The sequence below is a fragment of the Anaerolactibacter massiliensis genome, assembly GCF_900290205.1.
In the GTDB taxonomy this organism is placed as follows: Bacteria; Bacillota_I; Bacilli_A; order Erysipelotrichales; family Erysipelotrichaceae; genus Bulleidia; species Bulleidia intestinalis.
In genome coordinates this window covers 1,351,774-1,378,438 of sequence record NZ_OLMH01000002.1, presented here as the reverse complement: position 1 = coordinate 1,378,438, position 26,665 = coordinate 1,351,774, and the positions used below count along the sequence as shown (strand labels likewise).

Below are 26,665 nucleotides of genomic sequence, written 5' to 3'. Positions count from 1 at the left end.
CTATTGGCACCACCCTGCTGCAAATACGGATTTTTGGCAGAAATACAGCGTGGGATTACTACTGCATTTATTGATAAGAATGCAGAATCCAGCGAATCGTTTCAGCCTCAGTTCATTTCAAATGATTACCGCGAAGGGAAAAAGGTGCTTTCTTCGATCGAGGGTGAGCTGCTTTCCTGTGACCAGTTTTTCATTAGTGTTGCATTTATTACGCTTTCCGGAATTGAACCTCTGCTGCAGATATTGAAGGTGCTGGAGAAAAGAGGCGTGAAAGGCCAGATTCTCACGACAGACTATCTGAACTTTTCGGAACCGAATGCTTTAAAGAAGCTTCATACATTATCAAATATTGAGGTGCGGATGTTCCGGGTCCAGGGCGGAAATGGCTTCCATACGAAAGGCTACATATTCAGAAAATCTGAGCTTTACAAGATCATTGTCGGAAGCTCGAATCTGACTGCAAAAGCCCTCACTGAAAACAAAGAATGGAATACCAAAATCCTGTCCACGGCGAATGGGGAATATGCGGACCAGCTGTTAGCTGAGTTTGAAGCTCTCTGGAATGATGAAAACAGCTTGTCTTTCGATGCGTTTTTCGCGGATTACGAGCAAAGATATCGCAATCTGAATAGCGTGCTTCAGGCAGTAAAAGATGCTAGCAGGACGCAAGGAGGAGTAGGATATTCCGTTCATGAGATACAGCCGAATTCCATGCAGAGAGCGTTCTTGAAGAACCTGAACGAACTGCAGGATCGACATCAAAGCAGAGCATTGCTGATCTCAGCAACAGGAACCGGCAAGACGTATGCATCCGCATTTGCTGCTCGTCAATTCAATCCAAGAAGAATGCTCTTTCTCGTTCATCGCGAGCAGGTAGCGAAGAAGGCGATGGAAAGCTACAGGAAAGTCATCAATAATGGCAGAACCTACGGCCTTCTCTCAGGAACTAGCAAAGAGACGAATGCAGATTATATTTTCTCGACCATTCAGACGATTTCAAAAGATGAAACCCTGCATCAATTTGCAAAGAATGCTTTTGATCTGATTATTGTGGATGAAGTTCATCACGCTGCAGCATCAACTTATCAGAAACTTCTGGATTACTTTACGCCGAAGTTCTGGCTAGGAATGACAGGATCTCCTGATCGGGCCGATGGCTATGATATCTATGATCTGTTTGATCATAATATTGCTTGTGAGATCCGATTGCAGCAAGCCTTGGAAGATGACTTGCTTTGTCCGTTCCATTACTTCGGAATTACCGACCAGACGATCGATGACCAGGAACCATTGTCTTCCAAAACAGATCGCAGTCTTTCTGCGCTGCTTTCCGATGAACGAATCGATCATATTGTTCAGAATGCAGAATATTTCGGCTATTCAGGTAATCGTGTAAAAGGCTTGATTTTCTGCAGCAGACGTGAAGAGGGCGAAGGTCTTTCTGAAAAGCTGAATGAGCGCGGCTATCGGACAGTCTTTATTGCCGGCGATGATCACGGAAAGGAAGGCTTAACGGCAGAGGAATACCGCGAACAGCAGATTGAGCGCCTTACCGCAGATGAAGGACACAATCTCCTGGACTACATCATTACTGTGGACATTTTCAATGAAGGCGTCGATATTCCGGAAGTGAATCAGGTAATTCTGCTACGGCCAACTCAGTCACCGGTTGTATTTATTCAGCAGCTGGGCCGCGGTCTGCGCAAACATGAGGGAAAAGAGTTTGTTGTCATTCTCGACTTCATCGGCAATTACACCAATAACTACATGATTCCGATTGCATTATCTGGGGATCGCTCCTACAACAAGGACAATATCCGCAAATATGTGAGAGAAGGTAATCGTATTATTCCTGGATCATCAACTATTCATTTTGATGAGATATCAAAAGAACGGATCTATCAGTCGATTAATCAGTCCACGACTCCATCCGCTCTAAAGAAAGAAAAGTATGAACTTTTAAAGGCAAAGCTGGGTAGAATCCCGACCATATTGGATTTTTACCAATATGGGGAGATTGATCCGACTCTTTTCATTGATGGCAAAATCAGAAGCTATGACGAATATGTTCGGAAAGTAGATCGGAATTATCACGTGACATTCACTGCTGATCAGCAGCTGGTATTAGAGTACATTACACGGTTTTTCCTGAATGGGATGCGTCCGCATGAGTTATTGATGATGCAGATGCTGGTAGATGGGGAGACCATTACGCCAAAGATATTTGCAGAGAGACTGAAAGCCTTTGATCCAAACTCCAGGTTTTCGATGGAAGACTATCGTTCTTCGGTGAGAATGCTGCTCAATCAGTTTGCAAATCGTCCGGAAGATAAAAAGCTTTTTGCTGCAATGTCGATCCTCAAGGGTGGAGACACTGGGTACTATAGTTCAACTGGATTCTCTATTTCATTATTAGATGGGAATTTCCGAGTTGAGTTATGTACTTTGATCGCTTATGGATTGCACCTTTACAAGGACAAATATGCCAAGCATGATAGCAATCATCTTGTTTTATATGAGAAATATTCCCGCAGAGATGTGTGCCGTCTTTTGAATTGGGATAAAGATGAGAGCAGCACGATTTATGGATATACGTTTAAACACAACCAGTGTCCTATTTTTGTGACCTATGAAAAGCTTGAGGGAATCAGCAAATCAATTCAGTATGCTGACGAGTTTGTTAATCCCGGGGTATTCAGCTGGATGACCCGGAATCATGTGACAATGAAACACCCTGATATCATTCGATTGCAGGAATCAGAGAAGAATGGAATGGAGATCTTCCTGTTCGTTAAAAAATCCGATGGAGAAGGGAATGATCATTACTACCTTGGAAAAGTAAAACCAATCCATTATGAAGAGACTGTTCAGATGGATGATCACGGCAGAGAATGTCCAATTGTAAATGTTCAGATGAAGCTTGAGCATGCGGTCCGAGAGGATATTTTTGATTATCTGGTGAAGTAGTAAGCTTCCTTCTAATCTTCGTGAATGCAGACCGCCAGAAGTGCATCATGCATTCGGGTCTATAACATCAAGATAAATGAAAGTCAGGACAGTGTTCCTGACTTTTAAAGTGTGAATATCGTGCAGAATGCAGGATAGGGGTTCCTGAAAAGTGTTCTGATTACAGGATGATTAATTAATTATGAAAAAATTACCTTAAAATTGTTGACATACAAAGTGCTTTCATTCTTTGATGAAGTTAACGATTTCACAATGCAACACACAATCTAATAAGGGCGCAGATGATGGGCGCAAAGCTTGGCAGCGAAAAACCGGGCAGTCTCTATTCTGGCGGCGAGGTCAGAAAGAGAAGGGAATGGAGAGGGGTAAAGGACACCCTGTATGACTATTCCTGCTGGCTGAAGACGATGGGCGTTCTACGCATCCCGATAATATCAAGGGGTTCCTGCGCTATCGGTGGATGAGCAACTATCTGGCGGTTCCGATGATGATCGACCGCCATACCGCCGGGCTGCGCGGAACGCATCTGAAAATTGCGCATACGGAATATGACCTGATCGCAATGGATGCGGCTTCATTCCTGACGACGCTGTTTCGGGCGGACAAGAACTGCGGCAATGATCAGGAGCTTTCCAAGAAGATTGTCATTCTGGATGAAAATGCGATGCAGACGATCATGGCCGGCTTTCCGAATCTGAAGATTGCCAGCTGGGAGCTTGCCAGTGTCTATATCGGCGGATTGCTCAGAGGCGAGGGAGTTACCCATTATCTGGACGTGATTCAGGAGATGGGAATGCCAGGTGATGTGTGCCTGATGCCGGCCGCAGAGTCCGGCGTGGTCATCGATGATGACATGCCGGTTTATGGTGCCTGTGCGGTTCAGTGCAATACGACCTGCGATGGGTCTCTGATGGGGAATGGCATTCAGGCAAGAAGGTTTGCAGAAAACGGAATTCCGGTTTTCCAGATTGCTGCCCCGCTGCGCCACACGGAAGATGGCGTACAGGAGTATGCGGCCCAGGAGATCCGCAATGCGATCAAGTTCATTGAAGACAATACCGGTGAAAAATGGGACTGGGATGCCTACTGGACCAATATCAGACGCTTCAATGAAGAAACCAGGCACCGGGTCGGCTGGATGGAGATGAGCCGGACAGACTATCCGCAGGTAATCGGTGCAAATCTTGCGCTGTACGCAGAGACGACTTATATGGCTGTTTCCGAAAGAGTCCAGGCCTTTGTGGATGCAGATCGCAAGATCACGAAGCTTGCCGAGAAGGCATTCCGGAAGAAAGAGAAAGTCTGCAAGGAATACCGTCATCGGGCAATTGTCTGGGGCGTGCAGGCACAGTATTATACAGACTTCCTGCCATGGCTGCAGAACTGCTGGGGCATTCTTCCGCTTGTGGATATGCTTTCTTTGGTCTATCTGGATCAGCTTTCTGAAAATGACAAGGAACAGATGCCGTATGACCTGGCTCGTCTTTATGAAGAGATGGTCATGCGCAACCATACCCATGGCGGCTATGAAGTGCTTCTGGATGATCTCTGGAGATACTGCAGGTATTTCAATGCAGATATGGTGATTCTCTGGGAGCACATCTCCTGCAAGGCGCTGGATGGCATGCATGGCATGTTTGAAGAGCGGGCAAGAGAAAACGGAGTCCGGCTGGTCTGGGTCAACCATGATCTCATGGATCCGCGGGTAGTGCCTCGCCAGAGTCTGAGAGATGATGTCAACCGGTATATGCGCACAGTGATGCGGGAAGAACCAGTGGACCCGTCTCTGGAAATCATTGATGATGGAAAGTCGTGGTAAGAAGGGGGAAGCGATTGTGAAATATTATGGCGGATGTGATTCCGGCAGCACTTATACGAAGTGCGTCATCCTGGATGAAAACGGAAAGATGGTTTCTGATGTGACCCTGCGCAGCCGGATCAATTCCGTGCTGAGTGCGCAGGATGCCCTGGATCAGGCAATTGCCAGAGTACCAGAGCTTCACAGTGCCAAGGATCTTGCATATCTGGTTGGAACTGGCTACGGCCGCAATAAAGTTCCGTTTGCCGACGAGAATATCTCTGAGATTTCCTGCCATGCCATGGGAGTGCATGTGGCAGATCCGAACGTGCGGGCAATCATCGATATCGGCGGACAGGACGTCAAGGGCATTGCGGTAGACCGGGATGGAACGGTACTGAACTTTGCGATGAATGACAAATGCGCAGCTGGAACCGGCAGATTCTTCGAAGCGATGGCCAGAGCGTTTGAAATGGATCTCAGCGAATTCTCGAAGTTGTCTCTGGATGCAAAGAATGTCATTCCGATTACGGCTCAGTGCACGGTTTTTGCGGAATCAGAAGTCATCTCCCTGGTCGGAGAAGGAAAACCGATGGATGAAATCGCTGCAGGCATTGAGAATTCTGTTGCCAAGAGATGCTTTGTCATGGCCAAGAAAGCAGGTGCCTCAGATCGAATTACCCTGACTGGAGGATGTGCAAAGAATGAAGGCCTTAAGCAGGCAATTGAGAAAGTGCTGCGCATCAAGGTCATCGATCTGCCGATCGATCCTCAGCTGATGGGAGCCCTTGGTGCAGCTGAATTTGCACGCCAGAAAGGAAGAGCAGGTGCAAGAGCATGAAGACGATCGGAAAAGTGCTGCGCATTCTCGCAATCGTGACGGGTGTGTTCTTTCTCGTGACGTTTATCGTCTACTTTGAAAACCTGGATATGAAGGCTGCCAGCAAGGTCATGCCGCTGCTGCAGAAGCACTATGACAGCCGTCCGCGCACCAGGAAGCTGTGATGGAATTATACCAGGCATGCATTGATCAGATTGATGCGCTTCTGAAAAGTGTCCGATTGAAGGAACTTGAGGTTCCTGATGTTTCCTGGAAGGAAGCTGGCCGGAACCAGATCATCTTTCAGGAAGACACTGCCTATGAGCTGGGCGGAGGAAATCATCCCTCCGTCGGCCTGATCGTCTATGCGGACGCTTCTGACATCCCGGATGACCAGGTGTTTCTGGCCGGCAAGGATCTCAATGAACTTCATTCTGATTGTTCCTATGCCCGGATCGCGATGATCGGGCTGAAAGAAGAACAATGCGGAGAGGGGCAGACCCTGTATCAGAACCTGAGGAAGATTGATTACAGCCGCTACCGCATCAATCCGGAAGGATTCATGATGCAGATTTCGGCCAGAAAGCAGCGGGAACAGGTACGCATCAGCACTCATGCACTGCGCGAAGGACTTTCGTTTGCACCGATCGGAAAGATGTTTCTGAACGCTTATCATCAGGTTCCATGCGTCGCATCTGTCCGTATGACCTTCATCACCGATCCGTCGTTTTGCTATGCTTCGCTGCAGAAGACTGCTGCCCAGGCAGATGGCATTACCAGAGCTCTGGATCATCTGACCGGCACGATGCCGACTGACTGCTCTGCATGCGGACTTCAGAAAATCTGCACAGAAGTGCAGGAAATGATCCGAAGAGATTTCTGAAAACCAGTCAGCCGCCCGGGAAACCGGACGGCTTTCTGCATCTCCTGCAAATACTCGCAAAGCTCTATCCAAGCGCCAGAAGAAAGCTCCGCCATTGCGTGCATGTGCATGCAATGGCGGAGCTCTTTCAGGTATTTCTTGTTTCTGTTCGTCCAGACACTAGTGCTCAGTTGTGCTGTTTTTCCTGCCAGTAATAGGAGAAGAAATCATAAGGCCAGAAGTCTCCGCCGGCACCGTTGCTGGTATTCTCATTGCTGTTCTGATTGCTGCCCGAAGAATTCTGATTATCTTCCTGGTTTTCACTGTCGGAACTGCTGTTGTTCTGATTGCCGGAATCCTGGGCAGGGGCAGCGGCTGGTGTTGCGTCAGGTTCTGGTTCTTCTTCTTTCGGAGTATGGAAGGTAACACATACTTCATTGGAAGAACCATCTGAAGACTCATAGCCATAATAGCCGCAGGCTTCAGTATCCGTATCCGGTGCCAGACTCAGATCTGAAGCAGTGGTATCCTCGGTTTCGCTTGTGATCTCACCGACCACAGCACCATTCTGGCTGATCCTTGCTTTATAGCGGATCGGTCCATAGACCCAGCTCCAGTCGAACAGTCTTGTTCCGGCTGCTGCGACCAGTACATTGCCATCTGCATCATACAGGCTGATATCCATCGTGGAATCTGCGACCTGCAGCTTGTCCGGTTCCGGATAAGCGGTCCAGGTCAGATGCACGCTGCCATCATCCTGAAGCTCTGCCTGGAAGGAATCCAGATTATCCACGCTGTCTGCAGCCTGCGGATCTGCAAGCGTCGCATATTCGCTCTTGATCTTGCCGGTCGTGATCAGAGCAGGGTCCATGCCGTCGACCGGGGAGGCATATGGGAAGGTTCCGAGAATATGCGTGATCGTCGAGATGCCATCTGGCTGAGCAAGTTCTGCTGGCTGTGAATCGCCGGTTGCTGCATCAAGGATCAGAGAGCAGATATTGCCCGGAATGTTCAGCTGAGACTTTGCCGTATCAATATAGGTCCCCGCATCCTTGACACCTTTCTCATAGCCGATCCAGGTCACGATCGTGTACTGGGTGGTATCGCATACCATCCACTTATCTTTCATCGCGCCTTCCGGAATGTTGTACTGAAGACCTTCAGAGCCCCAGTCTGTCGTTCCGGTCTTGCCATACGTTGCATAGCTGCGCTCGAGAATCTGCAGATAGTTGTAGACCCCGCCATGAATCGCCGTATACATCAGCTGAGCCGCAAGATAAGAAGCCTGCGGAGAAAGCACATTCGTCGCGGTATACTCCGGCACTAACGGATCTGTATTTCCGGAGCGGTACTCAATCTTCGTGATCGTATGCGGCTTGATGTAGTTGCCGCCATTCATCAGGATCGCATGTGCCGCTGCCAGTTCTTCTGGCGAACAGGTGAAGTTGGAACCGCCGATCGCAAATCCGAGATCGAAGTTATCTGCACTCACCTGGGAGAATCCGAGCGAAGTGATGTAATTGGTTACTGTATCATAGCCGACTTTATCAATGACCTCCTGAAGTGCCTGGATCGCAGGCGTATTCAGCGAAGCCGCAATTGCATAGTCCAGCGTGACCTGACCATGGTAGACCCCGTTGGCATTGCGGATCACGAGATTCGTGCCGGTATAGGAAATCGGCTTATCTGTCACGACATGGCTCGTTGCCCAGCCCAGATACTCAAAGGCCAGGGCATAATCCAGAAATGGCTTGACCGAAGAACCAGGCTGCTTGTACTGATCGGTTGCATGGTTCAGCAGCATCGATCCGCCTCTGCCGTAGTTTCTGCCACCGGCAATCGCAATCACTTCGCCAGTCTGGTTGTTCTCGCAGATTGCGCCCATCTCCATCAGATCATCCGGGAACTGCACTTCCTCGCGATTGCCGGCCTGGATATCATCCATGACCGTCTGCACGGTCGGATCCATGCACGTGTAGATCTCCATGGCGGTATTCAGAGGATCCTGACCCGTCAGCTGCTCTGCTTCCTTGATGACCGTATCGATGTATGCCTGGTATGCATACGTGCTGCCAGTACTGGTTGTGCTCGGATCTACGAGGGTATCCTCGACTTTGACCATGCAGGCAAGCTTGTATTCCTGCTCGGTGATGTAGCCATGACGCTTCATCAGGTAGAGTACGGTATTTCTTCGGCTTGTTGCATAATCAAGAAAGTTATGCGGATCATAGTAGTAGGGACTGTTGATGACGCCAGCCAGCATCGCTGCTTCGGCCAGATTCAGCTCGCCTGCATGCTTGCCGTAATAATACTGAGAAGCCTTCTCGATGCCGCGGATATTGCCGGTTCCGCCGAAGTTCATCTTGTTCAGATACATCTCGAAGATCTGCTTCTTGTCGGCCTGCTGCTCCAGCTCCTTGGCTAAGGCAATCTGCTGGATCTTATAGGATATCGACTGATCATTCGTCTGCCCGGTCTCATCATTCGTGAAATAGGTCAGCTTGACCAGCTGCATCGTGAAGGTGGAACCTCCCTGCAAGCCCCCGGAACCCGTGAGCTTGCTGCGGACGTTCTCGATCGCTGCCTTCGTGAACCGCGGCAGGTCGAACCCGTCATGGACGAAATACCGGGAATCTTCCACGGATACGAACGCATCGATCAGAGATTCTGAAATTTCGTTATACGTCACGTTCTCACGCAGCTGCGTGCCGACGTCCGCGATGAGATTTCCATCTTTGTCATAGATGTGACTCGACTCCTGGGAAAAGAAGTCATCTACTGAAAGCTGCGGCTTATCTGCCAGCATCGAATTGACCAGATGCAGACCGAATATTGCCGTGATGATCTCTGCAATCACGAGGATCAGCAGGATCATCGTCCAGATATTCAGCGCATTCAGCTTTCTGCGATGCTTTGAAGAACTGCTGCGGGATCTGCTCATACACTCTCCTTGAAGTACAGCCGGTCGACAATCTTCAGATAGTCTACCGGCTTGACATAGTTATACGGAATCAGGTATCCGTTCTGCTGGAACCAGGCATACGGAATCGAACTTCTGCCACAGGTGCGGATATAGTCCGACATCTTCTGCGCAACGACATAATACGTTTCTCCATACGCCGTGAAGCGCACAATCACGAAGGCAATTCCCCCATGTCTTGTCACTGCATCCAGATGCTTCACCTGATGAGCATGAATCGACTTGATCGGGAACGACGTCTTCGACTGGCAGTCTTTCGCTTCGAAGTCCAGATACTTTGCCTTGTAGATGCCGTTATAATCGGTGGTGCTTGGAATCTTGAAGTAGGCTTCTGTGATCTTCGCGGCACTGCGCTGCGGATAGTCCACATGCACGATCGTCACCGGTGTCGGCTTCTTATGGATGACGGCAAGGTCCTGCTGCAGATAGTACTGATTGGTCTGGTTGATCTCTGCTTCCAGCTCCATGCCCCGATGCGCAGCAGACTCTCTTGCCTGCACCGAAGCAGCAGCTTTTCTTCCATCGGGATAGTTAACCATCAGCGACCTCACACGACATAAAAAGTATTATACCTTTCCGTCAATCAATAAGGAAGCGTGCTTGATTCCGGGAAATGACTCTGCCATAATAAGACCGCAGGGAGCGTAGGAAAATGTCGGAAAAGTTGAATCTGGATATTCAGACAATTCTTGACAAGCAGTTTGATATTGACTTCAAGGGCTATAGTGCCGCTGAAGTGGATTCATTCCTGGATATGGTCATCGAGGACTATCAGTCTTTCCAGCAGCAGGAAGAAGAACTGAACGACAAGATTGCTGAACTGGAACGCACCAACGCTTCACTCCGTGCAAAGCTGATTGAAGAGGAAGGCAGAACCAAGGCGCTCGAGGCCAATCCGACCCCGGCCAGCCAGGGCGCTGCCAACGTCGATATCCTGAAACGTCTGTCAAGACTCGAAGAGCAGGTCTTCAAACAGAATCAGAACAAGCAGCAGTGAATTTCACATCCGGGCAGCCGCTGGCACAAGCCAGAGGAAAGTCCATGCTCGCACCGCCTGTGATGGCGGTAGTGATTGTGCTGGTCCAATCAATAAGGCCAGGCAGCCTATGGCTGACGGCGGAACCGATCCTAAAGGCTAGTCCCATGGTGAGGTTCCATAAAGCGTCACAGTGACGAAGCCGGCGGGAAACCGACCGGGTGGAACGCGATAAGCCCCGCAAGCGAGAAATCCAAATTTGGTAGGAGAACTCCCTGAAGCAAAACGAAGCCAGAAGGGAGGAGCCGCAAGGCTCAGATAAATGGCTGCCATCCGGGCGACCGGAGACAGAACATGGCTTACAGAGTGTGAAATTCCAGAGAGGAGAGCAATCTCCTCTTTTTCTATCCGGATATGATATGACATGGCATCAAAACTGATTTCTGAAACAGCCGAAGTCATAAACAGACGTGCTCCAGAGGTTCCAGGAAAGAATCGGAAGCTTCCATAAAGAAGGATGATCTGCAGAGGCTTCCCAGAATCCTGATTCCTGTATCATTCCCATTCTGCGCAGAATGCTTCATAGAATGCATCATATGACGTGAAACAGTAAAAAATCCGTGCATAAATCATTCCGATCTGAAAAACTATCTGCTTGTGCTATACTCATTAGGTAGTGAAAAAGGAGAAATTGCATGAATCTTCCCAATAGACTGACAATATTCCGCATCATTCTCATTCCGATCGTGGTTCTGGTCTATCTGTTTCCATATGCCCAGTTCGGCATTGAACCAGGCGTGCTGACCATCGGCGGAGTTGATCTTTCCATCATCAACCTCATCTGCCTAATCATCTACCTTGTTGCGGCCATCACCGATTACTTTGACGGCCAGATTGCAAGAAAACGCAACATGCAGACGACGTTCGGCAAATTCGCCGACCCGATCGCCGACAAGATGCTGACGACGACCATGTTTCTGATGTTCTCGTCCAGAGGGCTGATTCCGGTTGTCCCGGTCATCATCATGGTCTGCCGTGATATCGTCGTCGATGGCTGCCGCATGATCGCCGCTTCCAACGGCAAGGTTGTCGCTGCCCAGATGCTCGGCAAGCTGAAGACGGTCCTGCAGATGGTTTCCATCGCTCTTGTTCTGCTCAACAACCTGCCGTTTGAGATCTGGGGCCTTCCGGTCACCGATATCATGATCTGGTTCAGCGCATTTGTGAGCTTTGCCAGCGGAGTCAGCTATTTCAGCCAGCTCAAGGGCGATATCATGGAGTCCATCTGATCCATTGCGGGGAATCGGAAGTTTTCCTGCTATGTAATAAGCACAAGGAGAAAAATACATGACTGCAAGCAAAGAAAAGCCCGCAGCAGATTCCAAGAAGGATCAGCTGCTCCAGGATGCCCTCAAGGCAATTGAAAAAGAATACGGAAAAGGCTCGATCATGCGCTTAGGCGATCGCGCCGATGTTTCCGTCGATGCCATTCCTTCCGGCAGCCTCGCTCTGGATGCCGCCCTCGGCATCGGCGGCTATCCGAAAGGACGCATCATCGAAATCTACGGTCCGGAATCTTCTGGCAAGACCACCCTGGCGCTGCATGCCATTGCCGAATGCCAGAAAGAAGGCGGACGCTGTGCCTTCATCGATGCTGAAAATGCCATCGATCCGCTCTATGCGAAGAAACTCGGCGTCGATATCGATGAGCTGATTCTGTCCCAGCCGGATTCCGGCGAACAGGCATTGGAAATCACCGAAGTTCTGATCAAGTCCGGTGCGATCGACCTGGTCGTCATCGACTCGGTCGCAGCCCTGGTTCCGCAGGCCGAACTCGACGGCGAGATGAGCGACAGCTCCGTCGGTCTGCAGGCCCGCCTGATGTCCAAAGCCATGCGCAAGCTGGCCGGCGTCATGAATCGTTCCAACTGCACGGCCATCTTCATCAACCAGCTGCGTGAGAAAGTCGGCATCATGTTCGGCAATCCGGAGACCACTCCGGGCGGCAGAGCTCTGAAGTTCTATGCTTCGGTCCGCCTCGATGTCCGCAGATCCGAAACGCTCAAGAACGGCGGTGAAGCGATCGGCAACGTCGTCAAGATCAAAGTCGTCAAGAACAAGGTGGCACCGCCATTCAAGACTGCAGTCGTCAACATGATCTTCGGCGAGGGCATCTCCCATGTTGATGAAGTCATCAACCTTGCGGTGGAGCAGGACATCATCGAGAAGTCCGGTGCCTGGTTCTCCTATAAGGGCGAGAAGATCGGCCAGGGCTTCGCAGCGGTGCGGGACTATCTGAAAGCTCATCCGGAAGTCGATGCGGAAATCACGGCCGCCGTGAAGGAAAAACTATTTCCGAAACCGGAGCAGGCTGCGGAAGAAGCACCTGCAGAAAAAGCAGAATAATCCAGGTAAAACAGTATTTCTGAGACAGGAGATACTGTTTTCTTAATGGGGTACTTGACAGAACGGGCGGATACTTCAGCCTTGTGAAAGCCCTGCCATTCAGTATATAATCAGCGTTGAGAGAAATTCTCAGATTACAGTGAAAATGGAGGAAAGCATGAATACATTTTTGATCTCCATAATTGCCGTAGTTGCTGGTGTTGTGATCGGAATCGTCATCATGAAGATTTCGAACAAGGCAGGCCTCGATCAGGCTGTTGCCAAGTCCAAGTCCATTCTCGAAGAAGCTAATGCAAAAGCGGAGACCACTGTCCGTCAGGCAGAGATCGAAGGCAAGCAGCAGATCTTTGAGATGAAACAGCAGGCAGAAAAGGAACTGAAGAGCCAGAAAGACAAGGTTCAGCAGACCGAAAACAAACTGCTCCGCCGCGAAGACAATCTGAACTTCCGTGAAGAGAATCTGAATGCCAAGGAAAAGAAACTGGATGAGAAAAACAGACAGGCAGATGACAAACTAGCAAACCTCAGCAAGATGGAAGAAGACCTGCAGGCCAAGATTGACCAGCAGATCTCAGTTCTGGAAAGAGCTGCAAACCTGAGCGTCGAAGACGCCAAGAAAGAACTGATGGACGCAGTTGCCAAGAAGAGCGAGAAAGACGTTGCTGCATATCTGCATGAGCAGGATGAACTTGCTCAGGAAAAAGCAGCAGACAATGCCCGCAACATCATCGCTACTGCAATTCAGCGCTATTCGCAAGAAGAAGTCATCGACCGGACCGTATCCGTCGTGACCCTTCCGAATGAAGACATGAAAGGCCGCATTATCGGCAGAGAAGGCCGCAACATCAAGGCGATCGAGCAGGCAACTGGCGTCGATCTGATCATCGACGACACGCCGGATGCCATCACGGTATCCTGCTTCGACCCGATCCGCCGCGAGATTGCCCGCCAGTCCCTCGAGATCCTGATGAAGGACGGCCGCATTCAGCCGGGCCGCATCGAGGAAGTCGTTGCCAAGGTGACGAAGGAACTTGATGAGACGATCATGAAGATTGGCGATGAAGCCGTCTTCAAGCTCGGCATCAACCGCCTCAACCGCGAACTGACGAAACTCGTCGGCAAGCTCCGCTACCGCTACAGCTACGGCCAGAACGTGCTCGAGCATTCCATGGAAGTCGCAACATTTGCCGGCATCATGGCTGCTGAGCTCGGTCTGAACCAGCAGCTGGCAAAGCGGGCTGGACTGCTCCATGACATCGGCAAAGCCATCGACTTCGAGCAGGAAGGCTCCCATGTTGAACTGGGTGCCAAGGCTGCCAGGAAGTACGGTGAGAATGCCATTGTCGTCAATGCCATCGAATCTCATCATGGCGATAAGCCTGCCGATGATATCATTGCTGTCCTCGTCGCTGCTGCGGATACGCTCAGTGCCGCCAGACCTGGAGCCCGCTATGAATCGATGGAGAACTACATCCAGCGTCTTGAACAGCTGGAGAAGATCGCTTCCAGCTATGATGGCGTCAAGACGGCTTTTGCGATTCAGGCAGGGCGTGAGCTGCGCGTCATGGTAGAACCGGCGAAAGTCAATGATGAGCGCATGGTCAAGATCGCTCATGATATCAAAGACCGGATTGAGAATGAGCTGACTTATCCGGGTCAGATCAAAGTCACGGTAATCCGTGAAGTCCGTGCTCAGGAAATTGCACAGTAAGCAGTTATGAATATTCTGTTTCTCGGAGATGTGACAGGCAGAAGCGGAAGAGAAGCAGTGCTGAAACGGCTGCCGTCTCTGAAGCAGGAAGTCCAGGCTGACTTCACGATTGTCAACGGCGAAAACAGTGCCCATGGCAAAGGAATCACCAGCCGGATCTGCCATTCTCTGACTGCTGCAGGCGCAGATGTCATCACGCTCGGCAATCACGCATTTTCGAAAAACGAGATTCTGCTTCATATGGAGGAATGCCCGGACCTGATCCGTCCGGCCAATCTGGAACCGCTCGATCGGGGTTCTGCTGTCACGGTGAGAACCGTGAAGGGCAAACGCCTTGCCGTCGTGAACCTGCTTGGCAGCGTGTTCATGGACTGTGCGACCGAAAGCCCGATCACAGTCATGGACCGCATTCTGAAGAATCTGTCTGCAGACATCATCTTCGTCGACCTGCATGCGGAAGCTACCAGCGAGAAAGAACTGTTCTTCTATGTGTTCCATGATCGCCTGACTGCCGTCATCGGCACGCACACGCATGTGCAGACTGCGGATGAGCAGATTCTGGACGGCTGCGCTTATCTGAGCGATGCCGGCATGTGCGGATCTTATCACAGCATCCTCGGCCGCGATGTCAATGAAGTCATAGCTCGCTCGGTACATCGGGAAGCCACGCGCTACACGCCTTCCGAAGAGCCGGCCATGATCTGCGGCGTACTCATCACGATCGATGAAAGCACCAATCGTGCAATTGCAATCAGAAGAATCCAGGAACGCCCTTAAGGGCGTTTTCTGTTTGAAAAAGAGGGTTGCTTCCCGGAAGGGGATCAATTACAATAGTTCATGAGTTAGAAACTACTAATTCATTTCTTCTGTTTCCGAAGACCGATGAAACTTCTTTCCATTCTGCGGGGCTTGGTTTTCCCGAAATGTTTTCGTAATTGGTTCCTAAGCTAACAATCCGATGATATAATGCTTCTACAGGAGGTTAATCAGAACATGCCAGTTACAGTAGATAAGGATGTATGCATCGGCTGCGGCGCCTGCACAGGTGTCTGCCCGGTAACCGCTCTTTCTCTTGATGAGAATGGCAAGTCTCAGTGCGATGAGGCTACCTGCATCGACTGCCATACCTGCATCGGGACCTGCCCGGTAGGTGCAATCTCTGAGAAGTAAGCATCAGAAACAGAAAAGCCGGTCCGCCGGCTTTTTCTAAGAGGAAGCAGGAAGGAACGTACTTTCTGCTTTTTCTGATGGCGTGTTCAAGTTATAATGAATCGGCAATGAATAAACAGGAATATATCCTGCCTGATCACAAGGCAGAAGGAAGACGCAGCAATCCGGCCGGAAGATCGGTTTTTGAACTGAAATCCGAACAGAAGAATCTCGGAAACGGGAAGACTTATTTCATCCGTACCTACGGATGCCAGGCAAATGTCAGAGACGGGGAAACCCTGAGCGGCATGCTTGAGGAGATGGGCTTTCAGCCGGCCGAAGGCTATGAAGACGCAGACCTCACGATTTTCAATACGTGTGCCGTCCGCCACGCCGCCGAAGAACATGTGCTCGGCGAGATCGGCAGTCTCCGTCCGTTCAAGGAAGCACACCCGGACAAGATCTTCGCCCTCTGCGGCTGCATGGCCCAGGAAGAAGGCATCGTGAAAGACCTGATCCGGAAATATCCGCAGGTGGATCTCGTCTTCGGAACGCATAACATCGCAAGATTCCCGGATCTCCTCGAAGAGGCGATGAACGGGAAGAGAACCATTGAGGTTACGAGCAATGAAGGCTCCGTCATCGAGAATCTGCCAGTGCACCGCTCGCATCCGTGGAAGGGCTTTGTCAACATCATGTACGGCTGCAACAAGTTCTGCACGTACTGCATCGTCCCTTATACCCGCGGCCGGGAGCGCAGCCGCCTCGAGTCGTACATCATCGAGGAAACCAGGCAGCTGAAGGAACGCGGCGGGAAAGAAGTCACGCTGCTCGGCCAGAATGTCAATGCCTACGGCAAGGATCTTGGCATGGAAGATGGCTTCACGCATCTATTGCGTAAGGTCAGCGAGACCGGTATCGACCGGATCCGCTTCTATTCGAGCCACCCGCGCGACTATTCGGTGACGACGATCGATGCGATGCGCGACTGCCCGAATATCATGCCGGCTCTTCATCTGCCGGTGCAGAGCGGTTGTGACGAGATTCTGAAGCGCATGAACCGCGGCTATACGGCAGAGCATTTCCGGAAGCTCTTCGATGACATGAAAGCACGGATTCCGGATCTCACGTTCACGACGGACCTGATCGTCGGCTTCCCGGGCGAAACCGATGAACAGTTCCAGGAGACGCTGGACCTTGTCGACTATTGTCATTTCGACAGTGCGTTCACGTTCGTCTACAGTCCGAGAGAAGGCACTCCGGCAGCCGCCATGGAAGACAATGTTCCGCTTTCCGTGAAGAAGGAACGTCTGCAGATTCTGAATGAGCGGATCGGAAAATACGCCAGAGAGAATAACGAAGCAGCTGTCGGGAAGACTCTGAAGGTGCTGTGCGACGGCCCTTCGAAGAAAAATGAGAACGTGCTCTGCGGCTACAGCGAAGAAAACCGTCTGGTCAACTTCACCGGAAACGGAATCCAGGCAGGCGAGATCTGCGACGTGAAGATCACGGAAGCACGCAGCTTCAGCCTGTATGGCGAGGCACTCTGAAATCACGCATTGAGCCAGCCGGGAATTTCCGCGTATAATAAAGCAGAGAGAATCATAGTCAGGAGGATCATTAATTATGAGTAAAGTACGTATTTTTGCCCTCGGAGGTCTTGACGAAGACGGCAAGAACATGTATGTCGTTGAAAACAACGACGATATTTTCGTGATTGAATGCGGGCTGAGATACCCGAATGATGAGAACCTGGGAGTCGAGATGATCATCCCGGATTTCAATTATCTCGTGAAGAATCAGAAGCGGATCAAGGGCATCTTCATCACCCATGGTCATGATGATGTGATGGGTGCTCTGCCGGATCTGTGCAAGCAGGTAAAGGCCCCGATCTACATGGCACCGCTGACTGCCCGCATGTTCGAGCGCATGGCCCGCAGAGAAGGCATCAAGGATGTTCAGGTCCACCGGGTCCGCCGCAATTCGACATTCAAGATCGGCAGCACCGAAATCCGCACCTTCGGAACCACGCAGTCCATCGCTGACGGATTCGGCGTGGCGATCCGCACGGAAGACGGCTATGTCGTCTATACCTCTGAATTCATCGTGGACTACGATGTGAAGAACGATGCCTTCAAGTTCGACATGATGGATGTCACGGAACTGGGCCAGAAGGGTATTCTTGCCCTGATGGCAGAATCCGTCGGCTCCACCAGAGAAGGCCACAGCAGCCCGCATCATCGGATCACGAATCTGATCGAGCCGTATTTCGAAGATGCCAAGGGCAGAATCATCGTCACGACCTACAGCCAGAACCTGTACCGGGTCATTGAAGTCATCGAGATGGCATACAAGTTCAACCGCAAGATCATGATCTATGATGATGAACTGCGCAATCTGATGAAGGATATGGCAGCCCTGGACTACTACCGCATTCCGGCCGGCCTCGATATTGCTCCGCAGAACTTCTCCAACGACATGGACAATGTCGTGATCATCTGCGGCGGCACCGGCAGCACGATCTTCCGCAAGGTTCATAAGATCGCCAGCCGTGAAGACGAGCTTGTCCAGCTGCGCCCGACCGATACCGTCATCATCGCTTCTCCTGCCGTTCCAGGCACGGAGCGCGAGGAATCCTCGATGGAAGACGATCTCTACAAGGAGACTGCCAATGTGCATGCGATTGATTCCAAGCGCACGTATTCCATGCATGCGTCCATCGAAGATCTGAAGATGATGATCTATCTGCTCAACCCGCAGTATTACATTCCGGTCAAAGGCGAATACCGCCAGCTCATCTCCAATGCGAATATCGCGCTGGATATGGGCTACCCGGCCAACAACATCATCGTGCTCGGCAACGGCCAGGCGGCAACGATCGAGAATGGTCAGCTCAGCAAGCGCTTCGATGAAGTCGAAAGCGCTGACGTGCTCGTCGACGGCACCGAGAATCTCGATGCCAGCGGCATGGTGCTGAAAGACCGCGAGACGCTCAGCACCGACGGTGCGATCATTGTCGGCGTCGTCGTCAATCACACCACGAAGGAAATCATCGGCGGTCCGGATGTGCAGAGCCGCGGCGTCATCTACCTGAAAGATGCTGATTACATCATCAAGGAGATCGGGAATATCATGGAAAGCGTGATCAATCAGGCAGCCAAGGACGGAACTTATGACAATCTGGAGTGCCGTGCTGCAGCCCGCGAGAAGATCGCCCGCTATGTCATGAAGGAAACCGGCAAGAAGCCGATGATCCTGCCGGCGATCGTGGAGATCAACACCAAGGACTGACAGTCATCTGATCAAGGGGGATTAACGTGTCATCAAATAAGAAGAAATCCGGAAAGAAGACAGTTAAATCAGCCAGCAGACGCAAGACAAAAGCCGAAGAAGCGAAAGATCAGGAACTCAAAGAATGGATTGAAATCGTCCTGCTCGGAGCGATTGCCATCATTGCCTACATGCAGATGGGCGTGGTCGGCGTCTTTCTGAGCAGGCTTTGCCGTTTTCTGTTCGGCCGGTTCTATTTCATCATGATGGGGGTGGTCGTCGTGCAGATTCTGATCACGATGATCAACCGCCGCAGCGGCAATACCTCCAGCCGCAATCCGGCTGCGGTGCTGCTGATCGTATGCGCACTGCTTTTATGGTGTTCATATGCGGACACAGAAGCAGACCTGCGCGGTTTTGAGATTCTGAAGCAGTATGCCCTGAACGTGCAGTCGTTCTTTTCGAGCGATCCGGCGATTGAAGCCGGAGGCGGCATCTTCGGTGCACTGCTGCTAAGCATCACGACGCTGCTGGTCGATCGGTCCGGAACCGTTCTGATCATCGTCGTGCTGTTTGTCATCGCAGCGCTGCTGCTTGTGAATCTGGAAGTATACAAGCAGGCATTCGCAACGATTGCCGACTATTTCAGAACTCCTCAGGATGACGGAAACAATGAAGAAGAACCAGAAGAAGACGAAGAAGAGGAAGAACCCATCGAAGCTCCTTCCGAACCCCGTCCTGCTTCGCTAAGCTCTTCTCAGCCATCCGTGAAGATGCTGTCAGCAGATCCTGCCGAAGAACCGGAAGAGCCAGTCCGGGAACCGGTCCGCCCGATTCAGGAAAAAGAACCCGAGCCGGAACCGGATCCCTATACGCTGCCATTCCAGAATCTGAGAAACCAGCAGCCGGAGCCTTCCGCGTTCGGTATCCGTGCCGATGAAGGCGAACCGGAAGATCATCCGGAACCGCAGGAAGAAGAAACACCTCGTTCCATCTTCATGACCGTCGATGAGCTCGTCGATCATCAGGAACAGCCGGAAGAAGAAAAACCAGAAGAACCGGTCACTGAGCCGGAGCCTGTGCCAGAACCTGAACCTGAACCCGACCCTGAGCCGGAACCGGTTCCTGCAGAAATTCCGGAAGCCTCCCCGGCCGTCCGCCATCCGGAAGATCCGGACGTGCAGGTGCCGGAGACCCCGGAAGGTTCGAAGCCGAAGAAGCCGTACCGGCTGCCGAAGCTGAGTCTTCTCGATCCGATTCCGCCGAGACCCAAAGATGATCCGAATGTCGAAGCAGCCCGCGAGAAAGGCGAGCTTCTGATCCAGGTGCTGCGCAACTTCGATATTGAAGCAAGGCTCATGGATACCCATATCGGACCTGCCGTCACGAAATTCGAAGTCCGTCCGGAAGCCAATGTCAAAGTATCCCGGATTCTGAATCTGACGGAAGACCTGAAGATGCAGCTGGCCGTCCGCGATATCCGCATCGAAGCACCGATCCCTGGCCATAATGCCGTCGGCGTCGAGATTCCGAACGTCACCGCGACCCCGGTCAAGATGAAAGAGCTGATTCAGAAGATTCCGGAAAAGGAACAGAGCCAGCCGCTCGTCTTCATTCTCGGCAAGGACCTGCTCGGAAACTGCGTCACCTGCCGCCTCGACAAGATGCCGCATCTCCTGATTGCGGGTGCTACCGGTTCCGGAAAATCTGTATGCATGAATGCAATCATCACGTCCTTCCTGTTAAGGACGAAGCCGGATGAAGTCAAGCTGCTGCTTGTCGACCCGAAGAAAGTTGAATTCACTCCATACCAGAAAGTACCGCACCTGATCGGTCCGGTCATCAATGATCCGATGAAGGCAAATAACGCCCTCAAGGTCATCGTCCGGATCATGGACGAACGCTATGACATGTTCTCGAAAGCAGGCGTACGCAACATCCAGGGTTTCAATACGATGGTCGAAAACAGCCCGGCTCCGGAAGACGGATCTCCGAAACCGAAGAAGATGCCGTATATCGTCGTCATCATCGATGAGATGGCCGACCTTATGGCGGTGGCAGGCAAGGAAGTCGAGACCTCGATCCAGCGTATCACGCAGCTGGCCCGGGCTGCCGGCATCCATCTGATCATCGCGACCCAGCGCCCGTCTACTGATGTCATCACCGGCATCATCAAGGCCAATATTCCGAGCCGTATCGCCTTTGCGGTCTCCTCGGGGATTGATTCGCGCACGATTCTGGACCATGTCGGCGCAGAACGTCTGCTCGGCAACGGCGACATGCTGTACATGCCGATCGGCGCTGCCAATGCAACGCGTGTTCAGGGGGTCTTCGTCACCGATGACGAAGTCCGCCGCATCACCGAATATGTCTCTTCGGAAGCAGTGCCGATGTATGACGACGCCTTCGTCCTGCTCGATCAGGTTGATGGCGAAGGGGAGAGCTTCACCGGCAAGCCAGGCGAAGATGCTGATCCGCTCTATGAAGAAGTCAAGGACTACGTCATCGACGTTCAGAAAGCTTCGACCTCGCTTCTGCAGCGGCGCTTCGGCATTGGCTACAACCGGGCTGCCCGCATGATCGATCTCCTGGAGGCAAAGGGCATTATCGGTCCTGCCCAGGGATCCAAGCCAAGAGAAGTATTCATCAAGAAAGACAATCAGACCTCTCACGATAACGACTGAGAAACACGTGCGGCTGAAAGCACTTCAGCCGCTTTTTCTTTTTCCGGTGATCTGACAGATCGGCCGGTCTGTCATAAAAACAGACAGAAAACGGTTTGCGTAAATTGACCGGTGGTCGAAAAAATCTATGATGAAACTATCCGAAGTACTCCAGTGATGCAAAGGGGTACGGATCAAATTTAGGAGGAAAAACAGAATATGTATTATTCCAGCGGAAACTATGAAGCATTTGCAGTACCGGATAAGCCGGAAGGAATCGAGCAGAAGCACGCTTACATCGTCGGCACCGGTCTGGGCGGCCTTTCCGCGGCCTGCTTCCTGGTCAGAGATGCGCAGATGCCAGGCGAGAACATCACGCTCTTCGAGCATCTCCCGATTGCCGGAGGCTCCTGCGATGGCTTCTATGACAAGCAGCGCGGCTTTATCATGCGCGGCGGCAGAGAGATGGATAACCACTTTGAATGCATGTGGGATCTGTTCCGTTCCATCCCGTCTATTGATAATCCGGGTGAAACGATTTTCTCTGAATACTACCGTCTCAACAAGCAGGATCCGAACTATTCGCTCTGCCGGGTTACCGAAAAGCAGGGTCAGGATGCCCATACCGACAAGAAATACGGCATGAACCCGAAAGCAGAGAAAGAACTGCTCCATCTGTTCATGATGACGGATGAAGAACTGGCTGACAAGACGATTGATGACGTCTTCGATGAAGACTTCTACAAGACGAATTTCTGGATCTACTGGCAGACGATGTTTGCCTTCGAGAAATGGCACAGTGCTCTTGAGATGAAGCTGTATCTGCAGCGCTACATCCATCATATCGATGGTCTGCCGGATCTCTCCGCGCTGAGATTCACACGCTACAACCAGTATGAATCCATGATCAAGCCGATGGTGAAATACCTCACTGACCACGGCGTGAAGATCGAATACGACACGACTGTCACCGACATCCGCGTCAACTGCACCCCGGAGAAGAAGGTTGCTCAGAAGATCGTCTATACGCAGGGCGGCGAAGAGAAGACCATCAGTCTCACGGAGAATGATCTGGTCTTCGTGACCAACGGCTGCCAGGGCGATAACTCTGCCTACGGAGACCAGAACCACGCTCCCGTCGTCACCTGCAGGAATGGCGAAGGCCCTTCGATCGAACTCTGGAAGAAGCTCGCTGCTCAGGACAAGGCGTTCGGCAACCCGGATAAGTTCTTCCCGTCCATCCAGGAGACCAGCTGGGAATCCTGGACCGTCGATACCGCTGATCCCCGCATCCTTGAAGCCATCGAGAAGATCTGCCACCGCGATCCGCTCTCCGGAAAAGTCGTCACCGGCGGCATCGTCACTGCCAAGGACTCTTCCTGGCTGATCAGCTGGACCATCAACCGCCAGGGCCAGTTCGTCGAGCAGCCGAAAGACCATTGCCTGATCTGGGTTTATGGACTGAACTGCTGGAAGGAAGAAGGAGATTACATCAAGAAGCCGATGTACAAGTGCACGGGCATGGAACTCTGCGCAGAGTGGCTGTATCACATCGGCATCCCGGAACATGACATCATGGATCTGGCAGCCAATTCCTGCAATACGACGCCATGCATGATGCCGTATGTCACTTCCTTCTTTGAGCCGCGCAGATATGGAGACCGTCCGCTGGTCGTGCCGGAGGGCAGCGTGAACCTGGCCTTCCTCGGTCAGTATGCAGAGACCCCGCGTGACACGGTATTCACGACGGAGTACTCCATCCGCACCGGTATGGAAGCTGTCTACACGCTCTGCCACGTCGATCGCGGCGTTCCGGAAGTCTGGGGATCCGTATATGACATCCGGGACCTTGTCAGGGCATCCGTCATTCTCGGCGACGGAAAGAAGCTGACCGACCGTCCGATGGATTTCAAGGAGAAGATGGTCGTTGATAAGCTCCTGAAGAAGATCCATGGCACGGAGATCGAGAAATTCCTGAAGAAATACGGTGCAATCTGAGCTGCGGCTGTTCCTGGTCTGTCTGCCTTTCCGGCAGGCAGGCCTTTTTTCGTCCTGCAGAGACAGATCGTTGATTCTGTTGAAAATAGTTAGTGCAATCTAATTGACTTTCGGACTTCCTTCGGTCATAGTAGGGGCAGATGGAGGTGAAATCCATGAATCTGAGTACATTCCTGGTGCTGGCTGTCGTGGTCGCACTGGTGATCGCTGATATCCGCTATATCCGCAGAAAAGGAGGCTTCATCAAGTGCGCCGGCGACTGCGGCACATGCGGCGGAAGCTGCCACTGGAGCAAGGACCTGCAGAAGGCAAAGCGGGACATTGAGCGCGAGAAGCAGCACGAACTCCGCAAATCCCTCTGAATGGCTATAATAAGAGACTATGGAGGTCTCTTTTTTTATGCAGACATTCAGACTTTCAGAAAACTGCAGCTTGCATATCCACCCGACAGAGAAATTCAAGGATGTGACCATGAACCTGGATTTCTTCCTGCCGCTTGAAAGCACGATGCGTCCGGCACATTTTCTGCTTTCGTTCCTGCTTGCTGAAGTATGCGATACCTCCCGCACGAAACTGGAAACGCAGAAGCGCCTTGATGATCTCTATGGTGCTTCCTTATCCGTGACTTCAGATCCGCGCGGCAATCTTGACTTGCTCGAATTCTCCTGCAGCACTGCGGATTCCCATTATGTTTCTGATTCCCTGCTTTACAGGCAGATGGAAGTGCTGAGGGATTATGCCTGCTGGCCGTATCTTGAAAACGGATTATTTGAATCGCATCTCTTTGAGGAATGCGTTCAGAAAGCCATCACTGCCGTCCGCATGACCCTCGATGACCCTTCAGCTGCAGCTGTCGAGGAAGCTTCTCTCCGATATGGCGGTGCCATGAAGAAGCGATGCCTTCCCTCAGAAAGCGAACTTTGCTGTGTGACGAATGAAGCATGCACTTCTGCCTGGAAAGAACTGATTGATCAGGCGGAGATTCATCTCTTCGTGCTTGGCAACGTCGATGCCGATGAATGCCTGGAAGCAGCCCGCTCCCTTTTTTCCTTTTCTGACCGGAATACGATGGTATCGCTTCAGGCAGACCCTGAGACAAGACCATATTCGGAAACGATCCTGAAGAAGCCGATCAGCCAGTCAGTCCTCGTTCAGCTCTATGAAGACGGATTACGCTATCAGGATCCGCTGATGCCTGCCTTCATGCTGGGCAACGGCATTCTCGGAGCACTTCCGACTTCTCTCTTATTCCAGGAAGTGCGGGAAGCCCGCAGCCTCTGCTACAGCATCGGTTCCGAGAATCTGATCTATGACGGAATGCTGAGAATCACCGCCGGCATGAACCGCAGGGATCTTCCTGAAGCAGGAACCCTGATTGCTCAGCAGATCAGCAGGATGCAGAAAGGGGAGTTTTCTGATGATCAGCTGGAAACTGCCCGCTCGATGTATATCAATTCCTGGCGCGGTTCCATGGACCATGGCCCGAGCCTGATCTGGGATGACTGCCGCAGCGTGCTGTTTCATACGGAAGACTCCATTCCCCGCATGATCCATCGCTTTGAGACCGTGACCAGAGAAGATATTATGAACGCCTATGCCGGCCTGAAACTGGCCGAAGTTCTGATTCTGGAGGAAGATGCAGATGATCCGTCATGAAGAAACGAAATTCCAGGAAGTCTGGTATGAGGAGACCATGGCAGACGGTCTGCATGTGATCCTGTTCCATAAACCCCTGTTCACGACTACTTCCTGCCTGCTGGCAGCCCCGTACGGAAGTCTGGACTGCCGGGAAGAAACCGAAGACGGCACCATTCTGAACTTCCCGTCAGGCACTGCTCACTTTCTGGAACATAAGCTGTTTGAAAGCGATCATGGCGATGTCATGGCAGACTTTTCCAGGCTCGGCGCCAACGTGAACGCCTATACGTCCTATGAAGAGACAGTTTACTACTTCACTACTCCGGATCCCGATATTGAAAAACCTTTATCGCTGCTGCTCGACTTCGTGCAGAACTTTGCGGTGACCGAAGCATCCGTCCAGAAAGAGAAGGGAATCATCCAGCAGGAGCGCAGCATGTATCTGCAGGATGGCGATTCCAGGCTGTTCCTCGAGACGATGCGCTCGATGTACCAGTATCATCCCCTGAGGGAAGATATCGTCGGAACGGAAGCCTCCATTCAGGCGATGACCCTCGCTGATCTCGAACAGGCCTATCGGCTGAACTACCATCCTTCCCGCATGAATCTGATCCTCGTGACGCCATGCGATCCCGAAGCAGTCATGGACCTGATCCGCAAGAACCAGGCATCCAGGACCTTCAGCGCACCGGTCTTCCTGAAACGGGCTCTCCAGAAAGAACCGGAAACCGTATTCCGAGCCCGCAGCGAAACCGCGATGGACCTCAGCGATTCCCGCATCATGAAAGGCTTCCGCCTGAATCCGGACATCGCAGATGACCGCCTCAGGCTGGAAACGGAGTGGGCCCTCAAGATGAAGATGGACGCCTGGTTCTCTCCCCAGCACGCTGCCTATCAGACCTGGATCGATGAGAAGAAGATCACTCCGTATTTCAGCTATGACTCCGAGATCAGCCGCGATCAGGCTATGATCCTCTTCAGCGATGAAGGCCTCGATCCCGATGCATTCTCAGACTTCATCACGAAGCAGCTTGAAGATTGTCTTCAGGCAGAGCTTCCGGAAGAATCTCTCTCCGAGATGAAGAAACGCACGCTTGGCGCCTTCCTGCATCTCTTCGACAGTCCGCTCGACTTAGCAATCAGCGTTCTGCATGGCGAGATGAACCGTGTCTCTCTGTTTGAAGAATTCAGACTTGTGGAAACCATGACCCCGGAGAGATGCCAGGCTCTGACGCAGAAGATCGACCTTTCCAGATCCGTTCTCACGATTCTGAAGCCCATGCGCAGATAAGCATTCCATGAAACCTCAGGGCAGGTACAATATATCGTATCTGCCTTTTCTGGCCATGAGATCTCTGATTCCGTGATTTGCCATCCGTTTCTGAATCCCGGATAATGCCGATGCCTGAGGTTCAGAAAGCGAGGAA

General features: G+C 51.6%; 20 protein-coding genes and 1 other RNA gene. 19 read left to right on the top strand and 2 right to left on the bottom strand.

Annotated elements, in window-relative coordinates; genetic code table 11:
• Positions 1-33: 33 nt before the first annotated feature.
• The 5 genes from C7E00_RS10090 (at position 34) to C7E00_RS10075 (ending at position 6,468) form a co-directional block, all read left to right on the top strand.
• Entirely contained in the window at positions 34-2,967 is a 2,934-nt protein-coding gene (locus tag C7E00_RS10090) for a DEAD/DEAH box helicase (protein ID WP_105304166.1), read from the top strand.
• Positions 2,968-3,427: 460 nt separating this feature from the next.
• Complete coding sequence (locus C7E00_RS10085; protein WP_204378603.1) at positions 3,428-4,786, top strand: 2-hydroxyacyl-CoA dehydratase family protein; 1,359 nt, start codon at positions 3,428-3,430, stop codon at positions 4,784-4,786.
• Between the two features lie 16 nt (positions 4,787-4,802).
• Positions 4,803-5,606, top strand: a complete 804-nt coding sequence (locus C7E00_RS10080; protein WP_105304925.1) for an acyl-CoA dehydratase activase — start codon at positions 4,803-4,805, stop codon at positions 5,604-5,606.
• Complete coding sequence (locus C7E00_RS16035) at positions 5,603-5,770, top strand: hypothetical protein (protein WP_135358208.1); 168 nt, start codon at positions 5,603-5,605, stop codon at positions 5,768-5,770. Before C7E00_RS10080 ends, C7E00_RS16035 begins: the two co-directional genes overlap by 4 nt.
• On the top strand, positions 5,770-6,468 hold the full coding sequence (locus C7E00_RS10075; RefSeq protein WP_105304165.1) for a carbon monoxide dehydrogenase: 699 nt from the start codon (positions 5,770-5,772) through the stop codon (positions 6,466-6,468). The genes C7E00_RS16035 and C7E00_RS10075 overlap by 1 nt, the downstream gene beginning before the upstream one ends.
• Positions 6,469-6,634: 166 nt before the next feature.
• On the opposite strand, the gene C7E00_RS10070 is transcribed toward C7E00_RS10075, so the two are convergent.
• Entirely contained in the window at positions 6,635-9,388 is a 2,754-nt protein-coding gene (locus C7E00_RS10070; protein WP_105304164.1) for a transglycosylase domain-containing protein, read from the bottom strand.
• On the bottom strand, positions 9,385-9,966 hold the full coding sequence (gene recU, locus C7E00_RS10065) for a Holliday junction resolvase RecU (protein WP_105304163.1): 582 nt from the start codon (positions 9,964-9,966) through the stop codon (positions 9,385-9,387). Before recU ends, C7E00_RS10070 begins: the two co-directional genes overlap by 4 nt.
• A 113-nt stretch (positions 9,967-10,079) precedes the next feature.
• On the opposite strand from recU, the gene C7E00_RS10060 reads away from it, so the two are divergent.
• From C7E00_RS10060 to yfmH, 14 genes are all read left to right on the top strand, one after another.
• A complete protein-coding gene (locus tag C7E00_RS10060) occupies positions 10,080-10,424 on the top strand; it encodes a DivIVA domain-containing protein (protein WP_105304162.1) in 345 nt (114 codons plus the stop codon).
• A gap of 5 nt (positions 10,425-10,429) precedes the next feature.
• An RNA gene (gene rnpB / locus C7E00_RS10055) (RNase P RNA component class B) lies at positions 10,430-10,770 on the top strand.
• A gap of 328 nt (positions 10,771-11,098) precedes the next feature.
• Positions 11,099-11,692 (top strand): CDP-diacylglycerol--glycerol-3-phosphate 3-phosphatidyltransferase, encoded by a 594-nt coding sequence (pgsA, locus tag C7E00_RS10050; protein ID WP_105304161.1) that lies wholly within the window; start codon positions 11,099-11,101, stop codon positions 11,690-11,692.
• 58 nt (positions 11,693-11,750) lie between these two features.
• Entirely contained in the window at positions 11,751-12,809 is a 1,059-nt protein-coding gene (gene recA / locus C7E00_RS10045) for a recombinase RecA (RefSeq protein ID WP_105304160.1), read from the top strand.
• Between the two features lie 157 nt (positions 12,810-12,966).
• Positions 12,967-14,520 carry a ribonuclease Y gene (gene rny / locus C7E00_RS10040; RefSeq protein WP_105304159.1) on the top strand — a complete coding sequence of 518 codons (1,554 nt, stop codon included), beginning with the start codon at positions 12,967-12,969 and terminating at the stop codon, positions 14,518-14,520.
• A 6-nt stretch (positions 14,521-14,526) separates the two neighbouring features.
• Positions 14,527-15,297: a TIGR00282 family metallophosphoesterase gene (locus C7E00_RS10035; RefSeq protein WP_105304158.1), complete on the top strand. Its 771-nt coding sequence runs from the start codon at positions 14,527-14,529 to the stop codon at positions 15,295-15,297.
• A 216-nt stretch (positions 15,298-15,513) separates the two neighbouring features.
• Positions 15,514-15,690: a 4Fe-4S binding protein gene (locus tag C7E00_RS10030; protein ID WP_105304157.1), complete on the top strand. Its 177-nt coding sequence runs from the start codon at positions 15,514-15,516 to the stop codon at positions 15,688-15,690.
• 107 nt (positions 15,691-15,797) lie between these two features.
• A complete protein-coding gene (miaB, locus tag C7E00_RS10025) occupies positions 15,798-17,219 on the top strand; it encodes a tRNA (N6-isopentenyl adenosine(37)-C2)-methylthiotransferase MiaB (RefSeq protein WP_105304924.1) in 1,422 nt (473 codons plus the stop codon).
• Positions 17,220-17,295: 76 nt separating this feature from the next.
• Entirely contained in the window at positions 17,296-18,960 is a 1,665-nt protein-coding gene (locus tag C7E00_RS10020) for a ribonuclease J (RefSeq protein WP_105304156.1), read from the top strand.
• Between the two features lie 26 nt (positions 18,961-18,986).
• Positions 18,987-21,623: an FtsK/SpoIIIE family DNA translocase gene (locus C7E00_RS10015; RefSeq protein ID WP_239928555.1), complete on the top strand. Its 2,637-nt coding sequence runs from the start codon at positions 18,987-18,989 to the stop codon at positions 21,621-21,623.
• 198 nt (positions 21,624-21,821) lie between these two features.
• Positions 21,822-23,600 (top strand): oleate hydratase, encoded by a 1,779-nt coding sequence (locus C7E00_RS10010; protein WP_105304155.1) that lies wholly within the window; start codon positions 21,822-21,824, stop codon positions 23,598-23,600.
• A 155-nt stretch (positions 23,601-23,755) separates the two neighbouring features.
• The gene (locus C7E00_RS10005; RefSeq protein ID WP_204378602.1) at positions 23,756-23,962 is read left to right on the top strand and encodes a FeoB-associated Cys-rich membrane protein; all 207 of its coding nucleotides are present in this window, start codon (positions 23,756-23,758) and stop codon (positions 23,960-23,962) included.
• Between the two features lie 37 nt (positions 23,963-23,999).
• Positions 24,000-25,256, top strand: a complete 1,257-nt coding sequence (locus C7E00_RS10000) for a M16 family metallopeptidase (protein WP_167836554.1) — start codon at positions 24,000-24,002, stop codon at positions 25,254-25,256.
• Positions 25,243-26,529: an EF-P 5-aminopentanol modification-associated protein YfmH gene (yfmH, locus tag C7E00_RS09995; protein WP_167836553.1), complete on the top strand. Its 1,287-nt coding sequence runs from the start codon at positions 25,243-25,245 to the stop codon at positions 26,527-26,529. Before C7E00_RS10000 ends, yfmH begins: the two co-directional genes overlap by 14 nt.
• Positions 26,530-26,665 lie beyond the last annotated feature (136 nt).

What these genes read in the sequence shown, in the direction of transcription:
- C7E00_RS10085 (WP_204378603.1), top strand. Translation starts at nt 3,428, where the DNA reads ATGAGCAACTATCTGGCGGTTCCGATGATGATCGACCGCCATACCGCC.
- C7E00_RS16035 (WP_135358208.1), top strand. Translation starts at nt 5,603, where the DNA reads ATGAAGACGATCGGAAAAGTGCTGCGCATTCTCGCAATCGTGACGGGT.
- C7E00_RS10075 (WP_105304165.1), top strand. Translation starts at nt 5,770, where the DNA reads ATGGAATTATACCAGGCATGCATTGATCAGATTGATGCGCTTCTGAAA.
- C7E00_RS10070 (WP_105304164.1), bottom strand. Translation starts at nt 9,388, where the DNA reads ATGAGCAGATCCCGCAGCAGTTCTTCAAAGCATCGCAGAAAGCTGAAT.
- recU (WP_105304163.1), bottom strand. Translation starts at nt 9,966, where the DNA reads ATGGTTAACTATCCCGATGGAAGAAAAGCTGCTGCTTCGGTGCAGGCA.
- C7E00_RS10060 (WP_105304162.1), top strand. Translation starts at nt 10,080, where the DNA reads ATGTCGGAAAAGTTGAATCTGGATATTCAGACAATTCTTGACAAGCAG.
- pgsA (WP_105304161.1), top strand. Translation starts at nt 11,099, where the DNA reads ATGAATCTTCCCAATAGACTGACAATATTCCGCATCATTCTCATTCCG.
- recA (WP_105304160.1), top strand. Translation starts at nt 11,751, where the DNA reads ATGACTGCAAGCAAAGAAAAGCCCGCAGCAGATTCCAAGAAGGATCAG.
- rny (WP_105304159.1), top strand. Translation starts at nt 12,967, where the DNA reads ATGAATACATTTTTGATCTCCATAATTGCCGTAGTTGCTGGTGTTGTG.
- C7E00_RS10035 (WP_105304158.1), top strand. Translation starts at nt 14,527, where the DNA reads ATGAATATTCTGTTTCTCGGAGATGTGACAGGCAGAAGCGGAAGAGAA.
- C7E00_RS10030 (WP_105304157.1), top strand. Translation starts at nt 15,514, where the DNA reads ATGCCAGTTACAGTAGATAAGGATGTATGCATCGGCTGCGGCGCCTGC.
- miaB (WP_105304924.1), top strand. Translation starts at nt 15,798, where the DNA reads ATGAATAAACAGGAATATATCCTGCCTGATCACAAGGCAGAAGGAAGA.
- C7E00_RS10020 (WP_105304156.1), top strand. Translation starts at nt 17,296, where the DNA reads ATGAGTAAAGTACGTATTTTTGCCCTCGGAGGTCTTGACGAAGACGGC.
- C7E00_RS10010 (WP_105304155.1), top strand. Translation starts at nt 21,822, where the DNA reads ATGTATTATTCCAGCGGAAACTATGAAGCATTTGCAGTACCGGATAAG.
- C7E00_RS10005 (WP_204378602.1), top strand. Translation starts at nt 23,756, where the DNA reads ATGAATCTGAGTACATTCCTGGTGCTGGCTGTCGTGGTCGCACTGGTG.
- C7E00_RS10000 (WP_167836554.1), top strand. Translation starts at nt 24,000, where the DNA reads ATGCAGACATTCAGACTTTCAGAAAACTGCAGCTTGCATATCCACCCG.
- yfmH (WP_167836553.1), top strand. Translation starts at nt 25,243, where the DNA reads ATGATCCGTCATGAAGAAACGAAATTCCAGGAAGTCTGGTATGAGGAG.